Origin of the sequence: Paenirhodobacter sp. CAU 1674 (assembly GCF_029222945.1) — a bacterium.
Classification (GTDB): Bacteria; Pseudomonadota; Alphaproteobacteria; order Rhodobacterales; family Rhodobacteraceae; genus Rhodobacter.
On the sequence record NZ_JARHUH010000003.1, the window covers coordinates 325,811 to 341,125 of the forward strand.

Here is a 15,315-nt window from a genome sequence, read left to right on the forward strand (position 1 = left end):
TGCGCCCGCAGCGCGGCGGGGTCAAACGCTTTGCAGCCTGCGCGCAGGTCACATTCGCTTGCCCGACCGCAGGGTTAGCCGCCCTGCCCGTTCGGGAAGGTCTCGCGCCAGCGGCGGATGAATTGCGCACGTTTCTGCTGATCGCGCGCGACCAGCAGCGCAGGTGCGATACGGATGGGCCGGGCGCTGGTGTCATGCGCCCCCGCCTGCGCGGCACCGCCCTCGGCCACCAGACCCGAGGCCGCAAGGATTGCCTGCCCCTGCGTGGAGAGCAGGAAATCCAGCAATGCCGCCGCCGCGACCGGATGCGCCGCCGCGCGCGGGATCATGTAGCCGCGCGACAGAACCAGCGTGTAATCCGCAGGCCAGACCCGCGCCACATCCGGCGCGGCCGCACTGTCCGCATAAGACCCAAGCACATTGTAGGCGATCAGATAGCGGCCCTGCGACACGCCCTGAATGATCTCGGCCGAGCAACAGGTGGCAATCGCGCCCGACCGCCCGAAACCTTCCAGCAGCGCGCCGAAGGTCGTGGCCTCCAGACTGTCGACGAAGGCGAACAGGTAGCCCAGCCCGGACGCCTCGACATCATAGGTCGCGACCCGCCCGGCATAGCGCTGATCGGCGCGGCGCAGCAGATCCAGCAGATCGAAACGCGAGGTGGGCACATCGCCGGGCGGCACCAGACGGGTGTTGTAGACAATCACCGCAGGCTCGCGCGTCACCCCCCACAGCTCGTCGCGCCAACGCCGGGCGGCGGGCAAGGCAGAGGTTGTGGCCGAACGATGCGGCTGCGCACACCCCAGGTTGACCAGTTCGACCAATTGATCGACCGCCGAGGAAAACAGCGCATCCGCCCCGCCCGTGCCCGCCATGCATTCGGCCCTGGCCCGGTCATAAAGCGCGTTCGAACCCCATTGCTCATAGGTCACCGCGACGCCGGGATTCGCCCCGACGAAAGCCGTGATCGCGGGTTCCAGAACCGCGATATCGGTGGTCGAACGCAGCAGCAGCGCGGGGGCATCCGCCGGGCCGAACTGCGCCACCGCCTCGGGCAGCGCAGTGTCGACAGGTTGCGCGATGGCACCGCCCACCCGCAGCATGGCGATCACCAGCAGATGCCACAGCCTCATGTCCCCGCCTCCGCCAGCGGCAGGATCAGCGCCGCACGAAACCCGTCTGCCCCCGGCTCCAGCGCCAGTTGCCCGCCGAACGCATCGGCCACCGCCCGCGCGATCGACAGGCCGAGCCCGGCGCTTTGCCCGCGCGAGGCCGCGTTGCGCTCGAACCGCTGACCGATCCGGGCGAGGGTCTGCGCATCCGGCCCCGGGCCCGCGTCGCGCACCCACAGCACCGCCTGCCCCGCCTCGACGCCCGCGCCGACCTGCACCCGCCCCGCACCATGGCGCAGCGCATTGCCCAGCAGGTTCTTGGCGGCCTCGGACAGCGACAGCTCATCGGCCAGAACCAGGACCGGCGCATCGCCGATCTGCAGCACCACCTCGCGACCCGGGGCCACGAGTTCATGGTCGCGCCGCTCGATCACCTCCAGCGCGATGTCGCGCAAATCCAACACCACGCGCCGGGCGGAATCGGTGCGGTGGATCACCAGCGCGCGCGACAGCATCTGATCGAGCAGATCCCCCAATGACCGGCTGCGTCCGGCGATCCGGTCGAGCATCTGACGGGTTTTCGCGGGGTCGGATTCCTCGGCGGCGAGTTCGGCCTGCACCCGCAGCGCGGCCACCGGCGTGCGCAACTGATGCGCGGTGTCGGAGATCAGATTGCGCATCGCAGTGATCTGCCGCTCCAGCCGCCGCATGAAGCCGTTCATCGCCCCCACCATCACCGCCATTTCCGCAGGCACGGCGGTATCCATCGGCGTCAGGTCATGCGGGTCGCGGCCAGCCAGATCGCGGGCGATGTCCGACAAGGGGCGCATCGCCCGGTCGATCACCCAGAAGGCAAAGCCCAGCAAGGCCAGCCCCGCCAGTCCCGCCACCACCAGCGCATCGCGCGTCAGCCCAAGCGCCATCGCATTGCGTGCGTTCAGCGTCTGCCCCACGGTAACCAGCAGCGTGCCGGAGAAATCCCGCTCGGCAAAGCGGCGCGGCACGGTGACGAAACGGGCCCGTTCGCCCCCGAAGGTGGAATCGAAAAACCCCTGCCCCGCGGCACTGATCGAGCCCGGAACCGACTGGTCATAGCCGGTCAGCAGCACGCCGCCGGGCCCCCGCACGCTGTAGGAGATGCGGTCGTCGGGGGCCAGCGCCAGCAGATCGAAGGCCGACACCGGCAGATCCACCACCGGCACGCCGTCGATCACCGCGATCGCCTCGGCAATATCATTGGCGGCCCCCACCAGCAGCCGGTCATAGGCCTCGCGGGCGGCCTGCCGACCATAGGCGAAACTGGCCAAGGCCACGACGATGCCCCCCACCGACAAAAGCGACAGCACCCCCATCGCAACCCGAAGCCGCAACGAGCGTGGCGTGGCATGCACAGCCTCAACCATCGGCCTGCATCCGGTAGCCCAGACCACGCTGGGTCTCGATGCTGACACCCGCACCGGCCAGTTTCTTGCGCAACCGGGCGACATACAGTTCGATCGCATTCAACCCGACATCGGCATCGGCAAAGGAAAACAGCCCTTCATAGAGCCGTTCCTTGCTCATCACCCGCCCGGCGTTGCGGGCCAGAAGCCACAGCAGCGCCAGCTCGCGCCGGGTCAGATCAAGCCGTTCCTCGCCGATCCGCGCCTCCATCGCGCCGGGGCTGAAGACCAGCGCGCCCAGACGGATATCGGGGTCTTTCTGCTCGGCCTCGCGGCGTTGCAGGGCACGCAGCCGGGCCTCCAGCTCGCGGTGATCGAAAGGCTTCACCAGATAGTCGTCAGCCCCCAGATCCAACGCCGAAACCCGGTCGTCAACGGCGAAAAGCGCGGTCAGCATCAGCACCGGCGTGCGCTCGCCGCGGGCGCGCAGCTGCGCCAGCAGATCGGTGCCCAGACCGTCGGGCAGGTTGATGTCGAGGATCAGCACGTCATAGCGCTGCACCGCCAGAAAATCCCAGGCTTCCGACAGGCTGTGGGCGATGTCACAGGCCATGCCCGCCCGGCCCAGACGGATCGCCACCGCCTCGGCCATATCGGCTGCGTCCTCTACAATCAGAATGCGCATCGCGCCCCTCTTCCCCCGACGGGCCCTGCCCGCCCGCCATGACAGGTTGGTGACAGGTTGCCGCCCTACACAGCCTTCATAGCCCAGCGCGAGGAGACCGCAAAGCGCGGTGCGCGGGCATGCGGAGCGGGGCCGCCATCCCCCGCGCGAACAAGGAGGAGACACCGATGTTTCACGCAACCCGTCTTTCGCTGGCCGCCCTGCTGCTGGGCGCCACCGCACTGGGCGCGCAGGCCGAAGGCTTCACGCCCGCCAATCCCGAATGCATCGCCCCCGCCAACCCGGGCGGCGGTTGGGATTTCACCTGCCGTCAGGTCGGCAAGTCCCTGCAGGACCAGAAGCTGATCGACAAGACGATGCAGGTCGTGAACCTGGCCGGCGGCGGTGGCGGCGTGGCCTTTGCCGAGGTGGTCAACAAGCGCAATGCCGATGACGACCTGATCGTGGCGGCCTCTTCGGCGACGGCAACGCGGCTGGCGCAGGGCGCTTTCCCGGGCAACACGATGGATCAGGTGCGTTGGGTCGCCTCGGTCGGCGCCGATTACGGCGTGATCGCGGTTGCGGCCTCCAGCCCGGTCAATACCCTGCCCGAACTGCTGGACATGATGAAGGCCGACCCGACCTCGGTCGCGGTGGCGGGCGGGTCGGCCGTGGGCGGCTGGGATCACCTGAAAGTGCTGATCGCGGCGGATGCCTATGGCATCGACGACGTGCGCAAGGTCAAATACATCGCCTTCGACGGTGGCGGCGAAGCGGTGACGCAGCTGCTGGCGGGGTCGGTCCAGGCCTTCACCGGCGATATTTCCGAAGCCAAGGGCTTCGTCGATTCGGGGGACATCAAGGTGCTGGCGGTGCTGGCGCCCGAGCGTCTGGAAGGCGAGTTCGGCAAATTCCCGACCGCGAAAGAGCAAGGCGTGGATGCGATCGGCGCGAACTGGCGCGGGTTCTATGCGCCGGGCGGCATGTCGGACGCGGCCTACGACGGCTGGGTCGAGAAGATCGGCGCGCTCTATGCCTCGGACGAATGGAAAACCACGATGGAGGCCAACGGCATGGCGCCGCTGGACCTGCAGGGCGCCGCATTCGAGGCTTTCGTGGCCGACTCGGTCGCGCAGATCGAATCGATCTCGCGTGAGATCGGCATCATCAAGTGATCCGGGCCTGAGGGCCTGACGGGCGGGCGGCGCCGCACCGGCGCCCCCGTTTGCCTGTCGGACCCCACCCGCCACAAGGAGACCCCCATGAGCGACCGTACCTTCGGCATTTTCGGCGTTCTGCTTGCCATCGGCTATGCCTTCGCGGCACTGGCCATCGAGGAAAGCTTCCTGTCCGACGCGGTCGGGCCCAAGGCCTTTCCGCTGATCATCGCCGCCGTGCTGGGGCTGGCCTCGGCCGCCATCGCGCTGCGCCCCGACCCAGAGCCGGTGTGGCCCGGCCTGATGCGGCTGGTCGAGATCATCGCCGCCATCGTGGTTCTGGTGCTCTATGCCGAGTTGCTGCCGGTGCTGGGCTTCATCATCGCGACGGCGTTCGCCTCGGGGTATCTGACCTGGCGGCTGGGCTCGACGCCGCTGGCCAGCGTCGTGATCGGCCTGGGCACCTCGTTGAGCATCTATGCGATTTTTCACCTCCTGCTCGGGCTGGCGCTGGCCACCGGGCCGTTCGGTTTCTGACGGAGGGCTGAATGGACACTCTCACTTCCCTTGCCGACGGGTTCGCGATTGCGATCACCTGGCAAAACCTGTCGCTGGCCCTGCTGGGCTGTCTGCTGGGCACGATCATGGGCGCGCTGCCGGGGCTTGGGCCCTCGAATGGTGTGGCGATCCTGATTCCGCTGGCCTTCACCCTGGGTCTGGGCGCGACACCCTCGTTGATCCTGCTGACCTCGGTCTATTACGGGGCGATGTATGGCGGGCGGATCAGTTCGATCCTGCTGAACATTCCGGGGGACGAGCCCGCGATGATGACCTGCCTTGACGGCTATCCGATGGCGCAGAAAGGCATGGCGGGCGAGGCACTGTCGCTGTCGGGGATCGCGTCTTTCGTCGGGTCGTTTCTGGCGACCTGGGGGCTGATCCTGCTGGCGCCGCAACTGGTGAAGATCGCACTTCTGTTCGGCCCGGCCGAATATTTCGCGCTGTTCACGCTGGCCTTTGCCACGCTGGGGGGTGTCAGCTCGACCAATCAGGCGAAATCGGCCTTCGCGGCGGCACTGGGCCTGGGTCTGGCGATGATCGGCGTCGATACGCAGACCGGCGTACCGCGGCTGACCTTTGGCGAGGTGCATCTGTATGACGGCATCGACTTTCTGGTCGCCATCGTCGGGTTGTTCGCACTGTCCGAAGTGTTCATCTTTCTGGAACACCGCCACGGCGAGTCGGATGCCGCGCATCGCAAGATCGTCATCGGCCGCCTCTGGCCGCCGCTGTCGATGATCCGGCAAAGCTTTGGCGCCATGCTGCGCGCTTCGGGTCTGGGCTTTCTGGCAGGGGTTCTGCCCGGTGCGGGGGCCTCGCTCGGTGCTTTTCTCAGCTATTCGGTCGAGAAGAAGGTTTCAGATCGGAATGGCACCTTCGGCAAGGGCGATCCGCGCGGCGTCGCCGCCCCCGAGGCGGGCAACAACGCGGCCGCGGGCGGGGCGCTGGTGCCGATGCTGGCGCTTGGCGTTCCGGGGTCGGGCACGACCGCCGTGCTACTGGCGGTGCTGCTGAGCCTGAACATCACCCCCGGGCCGCTGCTGTTCACCCGCAACCCCGATGTCGTCTGGGGCCTGATCGCGGCGCTGTTCATCGCCAATATCATGCTGCTGGCGCTGAACATACCGATGGTGGGGCTGTTCACCCGGGTGCTGATGGTGCCGCCGCGCATCCTGATGCCGGTAGTGGCGATGGTCAGTTTCGTCGGGATCTACGGGATCTCGGGGTCGAGCTTCGATCTGTTGGTGATGGTGGGGTTTGGCGTCATGGGCTGGGCCTTGCGCAAACTCGACGTGCCGCTGGTGCCGATCATTCTGGGCACCTTGCTGGGCAATGCCATGGAATCGAACATGCGCCGCGCGATCACCATCAGCGATGGCGACTGGTCGGCACTGGTGGCCAGCCCGCTGTCCATCGCGCTGTGGGCGATTGCACTGGCAGGCTTCGTGCTGCCGATCGTGGTCGGCAAGCTGGTCAAGACCCGGATGCTCGGCGCACGCCGCACCGAACAGGCCGAAGAAATGGACGTCACCGACTGACCCCTCCTCCGACGGGGACATCCTGCAATACGGTGGCAGAAATGCCGCCGTATTTTCATTTTTACACAGTCCTCCCTTGATTTCATAAGCGCGCTTATAATATCTCTGCTTACCTCTTGGCAGGCGATGACATGACCGATTGTGAAATTCCCAAGGAAAGCCTGGGCTTTCTGCTTAATGACGCGACGCGCGCGATTCGGCGCCGGTTCGAGGCGCGCGCCGCCGAACTGGGCCTGACTTCGTCGCAATGGCGGCTTGTGGTGCATCTGATGCGCAACGGGCCGATGCCGCAGGTGCGGCTGGCCGAGATTCTGGAGATCGAGCCGATCTCGGTCTCGCGGCTGGTCGACCGCATGCAGGAGGCGGGCTGGGTTGCCCGCACCCCCGACCCAAACGACCGCCGCGTGCGGATCGTGTCCCCCACTCCCAAGACCCGCGCCGCCGTGGCCGAGGCCAAGGACATCGCCGACGGCATCTATGACGAGGCGCTGGCCGGGCTCCCCCCCGGCACGCGCGAGACGCTGACCGACACGCTGCGCCAGATCATCCAGAACCTCTCCAACACGCCCGAGACCAATCATGACCGTTGAAATTGTGAAACCGAAACCGAAGAAATGGCTGATGGCCGCGCTGCCGCTGGCACTGGTGCTGGGCGGCGGCTGGATGTGGCTGGATGCCGGGCGCTATGAAGCGACCGAAAACGCCGCCGTGCGACTGGCACGGATCTCTGTTGCCTCGGACCTGTCGGGCCGTGTGACCGAAAGCTTCGTGCAGGAAAACGGGGCGGTGAAGGCGGGCGATCCGCTGTTCAGCGTGGATGCCGAACCCTACAAGCTGGGCCTGGCGCAGGCCGATGCCGCGCTGGCCCAGGCGCGTCTGGGGGTCGAGCAGCTGCGCGCCGCCTATCAGGTGGCCCTGGCGCAGGAAACGCTGGCGCAGGACAATGCCGATTACCTGATGTCCGAACTGAAGCGGCAGGAAGAGATCACCGGACGTGGCGCAGGCACGGCTTCGGCGCTGGATGCGGCACGCCACAGTGCCTCGGCCGCCGCCGAGGCACTGGCCGCCGCGCGGCAGAACGTGCAGGCCGCCCTGGCGGCCCTGGGCGGCGATCCCGACATCAAGACCGAGGAACACCCGAGCGTGCAGGCCGCGCAGGTTGCCCGCGATCAGGCCGCCTATAATCTGGGCCTGACGACGGTGAAGGCCCCCGCCGATGGTGTGACCTATCAGGCAGCCTCGTTCAAACCGGGGCAGTTCGTTTCCGCGGGGTCTTCGCTGTTCACGCTGGTCGAGACGGGCGATCTGTGGGTCGAGGCGAATTTCAAGGAAACCCAGCTTGAAAGCATGCAGCCCGGACAACAGGCCACGATCGAATTCGATACTTTCCCCGGGCGCGAATATGAGGCCGTGGTCGAGGCGGTGGGTGCCGGGACCGGCGCGGAATTCGCCCTGCTGCCGGCACAAAACGCCACCGGCAACTGGGTCAAGGTGACCCAGCGGGTGCCGGTGCGGCTGCGCCTGATGCCCGGTTCGGACCTGAGCGGCCTGCGCGCGGGCCTGTCGGCGCATGTCACCGTGGATACCCATGCTGCAACCCGGCTCGATGCGCTGCTGGCGCATGCGGGCACCGTGTCGGACCGCTAAGCCATGGCCACGCCAGAGCCCACGCCCCATGGTGAGATCCGCCACCATGGGCTGATTACGCTGTCGCTGATGCTGGCGACGATCATGCAGGTGCTGGACACCACCATCGCCAACGTCGCGCTGCCTTCGATGCGCGCGGATCTTGGCGCCTCGTCGGACACGATCAACTGGGTGCTGACCTCGTATATCGTGGCGGCGGCAATCGTCACGCCGCTGTCGGGCTGGATGTCCGAACGCTTTGGCCGCAAAGAGATTTTCGTCGTCTCGATTGCGGGCTTCGTCATCACCTCGATGCTGTGCGGCATCGCCTGGAGCCTCGAGACGATGGTGTTCTTCCGCATGGCCCAGGGCGTGTTCGGCGCCGCCATCGTGCCGCTGAGCCAGACCTTCCTGCTGGATATCAACCCGCGCGAAAAGCATGGCTCGGCGATGGCGATGTGGGGCGCGGGGATCATGGTCGGGCCGATCATCGGCCCGACGCTGGGCGGCTATCTGACCGAAACGCTGAACTGGCGATGGGTGTTCTTCATCAACCTGCCGCTGGGGGCGATCGCGCTGGCGGGCTGCATGGCCTATCTGCCGAACATGGCGCGGCGCCTGCGGCGGTTCGATTTCATGGGGTTTGCCATGCTGGCCCTGGGTGTCGGCGCGCTGCAGCTGATGCTGGACCGCGGCGCCGAGGTGGACTGGTTCGCCTCGACCGAAATCTGGATCGAGGCCGGGCTGGCGCTGACCGGGTTCTGGGTCTTCGTGATCTGGATCACCGGGGCCGAACATCCGTTCCTGGACCCGCGGATGTTTCTGGACCGCAACTTCGCCACCGGGCTGGTGTTCATCTTTGTCGTGGGGATCGTGCTGCTGGCCTCGCTGGCGCTGTTGCCGCCGATGCTGTCCACGATCTTTGGCTATCCGGTGATGACCACGGGCATGGTGATGGCCCCGCGCGGGGTGGGCACGATGATCACGATGATCATTGCAGGCAAGCTGGTGCGGGTGGTCGATGCGCGCAAGATGGTGGTGGCGGGGCTGCTGTTCACCTCGCTCTCGCTGGAGATAATGACCGGCTTCACCCCGCAGATGGACGCAACGTTGATCATTGTCTCGGGGCTGGTTCAGGGGCTGGGGCTGGGGCTGGTCTTCGTGCCGCTGTCCACGGTGGCCTTTGCCACGATCAACCCGCAGTTTCGCGGCGATGCCACGGCGCTGTTCAGCCTGGTGCGCAACATCGGCTCGTCGATCGGGATTTCCGCGGTGACCGTGCTGCTGACGCATAACGTGGCGGTCAATCATACAGAGCTGGCCTCGGCGATCACGCCCGAAAACCTGCGCGGTCTGGGATCGGGCAGTGCGGCACTGGCCCAATACGGACAGACCGCAACCGCCTATGTGCTGAACCAGATGGTCACGGTGCAATCGCTGATGGTGTCCTACGTCAACGATTTCAAGGCGATGATGTGGGTGACCCTGGCGGCCGTGCCGCTGGCCCTGCTGCTGCGCAAACCCGAGGCGCCGCCCCCCGGTGCCGCAAGCGCCGCCCATATGGATTGAGCGGGGCACCATCGCAGAAAGACAAAAGGCCCGGGGCAATCCCCGGGCCTTTCGTTTTGCATCCCCTGCGGGATTACATGTGATAGGCGCTTTCGCCGTGCGAGGTCTGGTCCAGACCCTGACGCTCGTCGTCGGCCGAGACGCGCAGACCGATGATCATGTCGACCAGCTTGAACAGGATGAACGAGATCACGCCGGTCCAGATCACGGTCACACCGACCGCCTTGATCTGCACGATGACTTGCTCGATCACCGAACCCGATTCGACGAACAGGCCCGTGCCACCCATCGACGGGGCCGACAGGAAGCCCACGCCGATGGCGCCGACGATACCGCCCACACCGTGGATGCCGAAGACATCGAGGCTGTCATCGTAGCCGAACTTGTTCTTCACGACCGCCACGAAGAAGTAGCAGATCAGCGAGGCAACCGCGCCCAGGATCAGCGCGCCCATCGGACCGATGGTGCCGCAAGCCGGGGTGATGGCGACCAGACCGGCCACGATACCCGAGGCGACGCCCAGCATCGAAGCCTTGCCGCGGGTCATCGCTTCGATCGCACCCCAGGCAAGCGCCGCAGCGGCGGTGGCCAGGAAGGTGTTGATCATCGCAAGCGTCGCACCGGCGGTCGCTTCGAGGTTCGAGCCCACGTTGAAGCCGAACCAGCCGACCCACAGCATGCCCGCACCGACCAGCGTCAGCGTCATCGAGTGCGGCGCCATCATGTCTTTGCCCAGACCGATACGCGGCCCGATGACCAGCGCGCCGACCAGCGCCGCAACACCGGCGTTGATGTGCACAACGGTGCCGCCCGCGAAGTCGATGGCGCCCCAGTTGAAGATCAGACCAGCGCCGTCCCACACCATGTGGGCGACCGGGAAGTAGCAGAACGTGCCCCACAGCGCCGAGAACAGCAGCACCGCCGAGAATTTCACGCGCTCGGCAAAGGCGCCGATGATCAGCGCGGGGGTGATCGCGGCAAAGGTCATCTGGAAGGCGATGAACAGGTATTCCGGGATCACAATGCCATCCGAGAAGGTCGCCGAGGTCGAGTCAGGCGTGACACCGGCCAGGAACAGCTTGCCCAGACCGCCCCAGAACGGCGAGGTGCCGCCACCAAAGGCGAACGAGTAGCCGTAGATCACCCAGATCACCATCATCATCGCGGCGACGACGGTGGTCTGCATCAGGATCGACAGCATGTTCTTGGTGCGCACGAGGCCGCCGTAGAACAGGGCCAGGCCCGGGACCGTCATGAACAGCACGAGGACCGTCGAGGTCATCATCCAGGACACGTCGCCCTTGTCCATGGTTTCGGTCACGACCTCGGCCGCGGCCTCGGCGACGGGGGCCGCCTCTTGCGCAAAGGCGGGCAGACCGGCCAGCGCAACCGCTGCCGCCAGACCCGTGATTTTCGAAAGGTTTTTCATCGTTTTCACTTCCCCTGATCGCGTCTCAGAGCGCGTCGTCGTTGGATTCGCCGGTCCGCACGCGCACCGCCTGGTTCACGTCCAGCACAAAGATCTTGCCGTCGCCGATCTTGTCGGTCTTCGCCGCCTTGAGGATCGTATCGACAACTTCGTCCGCCAGAGTGTCGTTCACCACGATCTCAAGCTTGACCTTCGGCACGAAGTTCACCGCGTATTCCGCACCGCGGTAGATTTCGGTGTGGCCCGACTGCGCGCCAAAGCCCTTGATTTCCGTCACCATCATGCCACGCACGCCGATTGCGGTGAGCGCTTCGCGCACCTCCTCGAGCTTGAACGGCTTGATTGCTGCAATGATGAGTTTCACCGGTCATCCCTTCCTATGTCAGCAACTCCTGATGTCCCCAAAGACATCGCACGCCGTCAGAAGGCCCATTCTGCATCTGCAGCACAAGAAATCCTCGCCTGAGCAACGGGCATCACGCGGCGGTTACTGCACAAAAAACGCACAAATTGTGCGCCTTGCGTAAAATTTAATCACCCCAAAAACCGAATCGTGATCTTTCGTCGCTCCACAACACAGGTCTGGCGGTGTAACCTGCGCAAAACGACAGGCACCGGATCAGACATATGGCAGGAACAGGCGGGCGGCGCGGGCCGCTGGTGGCGGACAAACGATATTCGGCAGCAACATCCGCGCCGAAACCGAAAGCCACCGCCAAACCGGCCAAACGCCGCAAGGCCCCGGCCACACGCCGCAAGCACGGTGTGGTGGTCGGCTCGATCCTGGGGCTGGCGCGGCTGATATGGCGGGTGATCTGGGGCGTGAGCTGGCGCCTGGGTCTGGTGACCGGGCTGATTCTGGGTCTGGCCACGTTCTACTATTACTCCAGCCTGCCCGAGGTGAGCGCCCTGCTCGACGGGCGCAACCGCGGCTCGGTCACGCTGCTGGACCGCAACGGTCAGGTCTTTGCCTGGCGCGGCGAAACCTTCGGCGGGCAGATCACCGCGGCCAATGTCTCGCCACATCTGAAGAACGCCATCGTCGCGACCGAGGACCGCCGGTTCTATCGCCATTTCGGCGTCAGCCCGCGGGGTATCGCCTCGGCCGTGCGCATCAACCTGTCCGAAGGCCGCGGCCCGCTGGAGGGCAACGGCGGCTCGACCATCACCCAACAGGTCGCCAAGCTGCTGTGCCTGGGCGTGCCCTTCGATCCCAAGCAATGGAAGACCGAAGCGGCCTATGAAGACGACTGCCGCTCGGGCGGGGTCCAGCGCAAGATCAAGGAGATCCCCTACGCGCTGGCGATGGAGGTGAAATACACCAAGGACGAGATCCTGACGATCTATCTGAACCGCGCCTATCTGGGCGCAGGCGCGCGCGGGTTCGAGGCGGCGGCGCAGCGCTATTTCGGGGTGTCGGCGGCCAATGTGAACCCGCAACAGGCGGCGATGCTGGCCGGGCTGCTGAAGGCACCCTCGCGCTATGCGCCGACCTCAAACCTGAAACGGTCGCAGGATCGGGCGGGGATGGTGCTGGCGCTGATGCACGAGCAGGGCTTCCTGAGCGATCGGGAATGGCTGGACGCCCGCGCCAATCCGGCAACCCTGTCCGAGGCGGCCCAGGCCCGCGCGGGCGGCTATTTCGCCGATTGGGTGATGGGCACGATCCCCGACTTCCTGTCGAAGGACACCACCGAGGACGTGGTCATCCACACCACGCTGGACCAGCGCCTGCAGACCGCCGCCGAAGAGGCGATGAAGACGATCTTCGAAACCAAGGTCAAGGCCGGGTCCGAAGCCGAGGCCGCCGTGATCGTGATGTCGGCCGACGGCGCCGTGCGGGCGATGGTGGGCGGGCGGGCGACCAAGGTGTCGGGCGCCTTCAACCGTGCCACTCAGGCAAAACGGCAGACCGGATCGACCTTCAAGCCCTTCGTCTATGCCGCGGCGCTGGATCTGGGCTGGACCCCCGATACGATCGTCGAGGACGCGCCGCTGACGATCAACGTCAAGGGCTCGGGGCCGTGGTCACCCAAGAACTACACCAAGGACTTCAAGGGCCCGATCCCGCTGTGGCAGGCGCTGGCGGAATCGATCAACACCGCGACGGTGCGGGTGTCGGAAACCGTGGGCAGCGATGCGGTGCGCAAGGTGGCACAGGATTTCGGCTTTGCCTCGGATCTGGCGGCGGGGCCTGCGGTCGCGCTTGGCGTGTCGGAATCGACGCTGATCGAGATGACCGGCGCCTATGCGGGCATCCTGAACGGCGGCTCCTCGGTGAAGCCCTACGGGCTGACGGAGCTGCGGCTGAAGGGCGATTCCGAACCCCTGTTCGGCAAAGGCGGCGGCATCGGCGAACGGGTGATTTCGGAACGGGCCGCGCGCGAACTGATCTACATGATGCATCAGGGTGTGGAACGCGGCACCAGCCGCCGCGCGCGACTGGATAACCGCGAAGTCGCGGGCAAGACCGGCACCACGCAGGCCGCGCGCGACGCATGGTTCATCGGCTTCACCGCCGATTATGTGGCGGGCGTCTGGATGGGCTATGACGACAACCGGCCGCTGTCGGGTGTGACGGGCGGCGGTCTGCCCGCCGACATCTGGCACGAGGTGATGGCGCGCGTCGAAGCGGGCCAGCCGGTCACGCCCCTGCCGATGGCCGACCCCTCGGAGTGGCGCGGCCAGACGCCGCCGCAGAACGGCTTCCCGGGGCAGGCCTGGTCCGCGAACGACCCGATCCCCGAAGGCGGCGTGCCGGTGATCGACGGGCAGCTTGTGGCGCCCGAACGCCCCCGGAACGAAGGGCTGGGCGCCGCGATCGAAAACCTGCTGCGTTCGCTTTACTGATCTTAGCCCGCGGTCTTCAGGTCGGCGATCAGCGCGTCGATATTGCCACGACGACGGTCGAGCATCGCACCGATTTCGGTGCGCTCGGCCGCCAGCATGTTGACGCCCTCGATGATGATGTTGAAGAACAGATCCTTGCCGGACCTGTCCGAGACATGCCACAACACCTCGAACGGGGCCTGCCCCCTCATGAAGGCTATGGTCTTGACTTCATAGAAGGTTTTCACAGGTCGCGCGCCCTGCACCTCGAAACGCGCACCGATGAATTCGCGAAACCGCTTGCCGTATTTGCGCGACAGGTAACCCCGGAAGGCCACGGTGAAGGCGCTCATCTGCGCGGCGCTGGCGCTGCGCGCGGCCACACCCAGCGCCGAACGCCCGATCACCGGCACATCGGCGTAGCGGGTGAAGATCCGTTCGAAATCGGCATAAAGCGCCGGGCCGGTCTTGCCCGAGGCAATCGCCGCATTGACCTCGTTCACCGCGCGGCCGATCAGCGCGCGCGCCTGGGAATCGGTCAGCGCAAAGGCCGCGCTTGCAGGCAAGAGCCCCGCCGCCCCGGCCCCAAGCGCCAGCCCGATCAGGCCACGCCGGCTCAGGTCATTCGGCATAGGGGTCTGCATAGGGATCGAAAGCTTCCGCATCGTTTTCCTCCTGACCGGACAATTGGTGACGCCGGCTTTGCAGATACAGCAGCCGGGATTGCGCATAGCTGTCCGCACTTTCATACAGAACCGAGTCGACCGCCCCCCCAAACCGGAGCCGGTCACCAACTTTTGACCCCAGCGTAAAGGCCGTCGCGACAGACGCATCGCGCCCCGACAGCACGGTCGTGACCGGGTCGAACACGATATCCACCACCCGGCCCAGCGCGTCACGCTCGGTCGCGGGGCCCAACAGCGGCAGTTCCAGATAGGCGCCCTCACCCACCCCCCAGACATGAAGCGTCTCGCCAAAATCGGTGTGGGCCTCGGGCAGGCCGAAGGATTGCGCCACGTCGAACAGACCGGCGATCCCCAGCGTCGAATTCAGCAGGAAACGGAAGGTGTTTTGGCCCGCTGGCTCCAACCGGCCCTGCAGCAGCGAGTTGATGACCTTGCCCGGCAGACCGAGGTTGTGCCCGACATTGGTGATCGGACGCATCAGCGGCTCAGGCACGTCGGCATCCTTGAACAGCATGGAATCGACCGACTTGTTGAAGGCATGCACCGAACGGTTGCCGCGTTCGTAGGGGTCATTGATACCATCCGGGTCCCCCCCGGCACATCCCGCCAAGAGCCCCATCAGCAACCCCGCTGCGGCGATACCCGCTGCGCCCCGCGCCATCAGGCCCATAGCATCCCCCCTTTTGCGCCCGGAACAGATGGCGGGCGCACAGACAATCAACAGAATCTACCCTATCAGGAATAAGCACCCCTGTCTTACGA

General features: G+C 66.0%; 14 protein-coding genes. 7 read left to right on the plus strand and 7 right to left on the minus strand.

Going from position 1 to position 15,315, the window contains the following annotated elements:
- Nucleotides 1–74 precede the first annotated feature (74 nt).
- The 3 genes from P2G62_RS06145 to P2G62_RS06155 are packed head-to-tail and all read right to left on the minus strand — an operon-like array spanning nt 75 to nt 3,179.
- Nucleotides 75–1,133 carry an extracellular solute-binding protein gene (locus tag P2G62_RS06145; RefSeq protein WP_275734001.1) on the minus strand — a complete coding sequence of 353 codons (1,059 nt, stop codon included), beginning with the start codon at nt 1,131–1,133 and terminating at the stop codon, nt 75–77.
- The gene (locus P2G62_RS06150; protein WP_275734002.1) at nt 1,130–2,515 is read right to left on the minus strand and encodes a sensor histidine kinase; all 1,386 of its coding nucleotides are present in this window, start codon (nt 2,513–2,515) and stop codon (nt 1,130–1,132) included. Before P2G62_RS06150 ends, P2G62_RS06145 begins: the two co-directional genes overlap by 4 nt.
- A complete protein-coding gene (locus P2G62_RS06155) occupies nt 2,508–3,179 on the minus strand; it encodes a response regulator transcription factor (protein WP_275734003.1) in 672 nt (223 codons plus the stop codon). Before P2G62_RS06155 ends, P2G62_RS06150 begins: the two co-directional genes overlap by 8 nt.
- Nucleotides 3,180–3,346: 167 nt before the next feature.
- Here P2G62_RS06155 and P2G62_RS06160 point away from each other — a divergent pair, with 167 nt between their 5' ends.
- The 6 genes from P2G62_RS06160 (at nt 3,347) to P2G62_RS06185 (ending at nt 9,609) form a co-directional block, all read left to right on the plus strand.
- The gene (locus tag P2G62_RS06160; RefSeq protein WP_275734004.1) at nt 3,347–4,333 is read left to right on the plus strand and encodes a tripartite tricarboxylate transporter substrate-binding protein; all 987 of its coding nucleotides are present in this window, start codon (nt 3,347–3,349) and stop codon (nt 4,331–4,333) included.
- An 87-nt stretch (nt 4,334–4,420) separates the two neighbouring features.
- Nucleotides 4,421–4,852 (plus strand): tripartite tricarboxylate transporter TctB family protein, encoded by a 432-nt coding sequence (locus P2G62_RS06165; RefSeq protein ID WP_275734005.1) that lies wholly within the window; start codon nt 4,421–4,423, stop codon nt 4,850–4,852.
- 11 nt (nt 4,853–4,863) lie between these two features.
- Entirely contained in the window at nt 4,864–6,414 is a 1,551-nt protein-coding gene (locus tag P2G62_RS06170; protein ID WP_275734006.1) for a tripartite tricarboxylate transporter permease, read from the plus strand.
- Between the two features lie 131 nt (nt 6,415–6,545).
- Nucleotides 6,546–7,004, plus strand: a complete 459-nt coding sequence (locus P2G62_RS06175; RefSeq protein WP_275734007.1) for a MarR family transcriptional regulator — start codon at nt 6,546–6,548, stop codon at nt 7,002–7,004.
- Nucleotides 6,994–8,061 (plus strand): HlyD family secretion protein, encoded by a 1,068-nt coding sequence (locus P2G62_RS06180; RefSeq protein ID WP_275734008.1) that lies wholly within the window; start codon nt 6,994–6,996, stop codon nt 8,059–8,061. Before P2G62_RS06175 ends, P2G62_RS06180 begins: the two co-directional genes overlap by 11 nt.
- A 3-nt stretch (nt 8,062–8,064) precedes the next feature.
- Nucleotides 8,065–9,609 (plus strand): DHA2 family efflux MFS transporter permease subunit, encoded by a 1,545-nt coding sequence (locus P2G62_RS06185; RefSeq protein ID WP_275734009.1) that lies wholly within the window; start codon nt 8,065–8,067, stop codon nt 9,607–9,609.
- Nucleotides 9,610–9,682: 73 nt separating this feature from the next.
- On the opposite strand, the gene P2G62_RS06190 is transcribed toward P2G62_RS06185, so the two are convergent.
- Together P2G62_RS06190 and P2G62_RS06195 are read right to left on the minus strand one after the other, a co-directional pair.
- On the minus strand, nt 9,683–11,038 hold the full coding sequence (locus P2G62_RS06190; protein ID WP_275734010.1) for an ammonium transporter: 1,356 nt from the start codon (nt 11,036–11,038) through the stop codon (nt 9,683–9,685).
- Nucleotides 11,039–11,063: 25 nt separating this feature from the next.
- A complete protein-coding gene (locus P2G62_RS06195) occupies nt 11,064–11,402 on the minus strand; it encodes a P-II family nitrogen regulator (RefSeq protein WP_275734011.1) in 339 nt (112 codons plus the stop codon).
- A 263-nt stretch (nt 11,403–11,665) separates the two neighbouring features.
- On the opposite strand from P2G62_RS06195, the gene P2G62_RS06200 reads away from it, so the two are divergent.
- Entirely contained in the window at nt 11,666–13,888 is a 2,223-nt protein-coding gene (locus tag P2G62_RS06200; protein WP_275734012.1) for a PBP1A family penicillin-binding protein, read from the plus strand.
- Nucleotides 13,889–13,890: 2 nt separating this feature from the next.
- Here the strand turns inward: P2G62_RS06200 and P2G62_RS06205 are convergent, their stop codons facing one another.
- Nucleotides 13,891–14,499 carry an ABC transporter substrate-binding protein gene (locus tag P2G62_RS06205; RefSeq protein ID WP_275734013.1) on the minus strand — a complete coding sequence of 203 codons (609 nt, stop codon included), beginning with the start codon at nt 14,497–14,499 and terminating at the stop codon, nt 13,891–13,893.
- The gene (locus P2G62_RS06210) at nt 14,489–15,223 is read right to left on the minus strand and encodes a VacJ family lipoprotein (RefSeq protein WP_275734014.1); all 735 of its coding nucleotides are present in this window, start codon (nt 15,221–15,223) and stop codon (nt 14,489–14,491) included. The genes P2G62_RS06205 and P2G62_RS06210 overlap by 11 nt, the downstream gene beginning before the upstream one ends.
- Nucleotides 15,224–15,315: the final 92 nt, after the last annotated feature.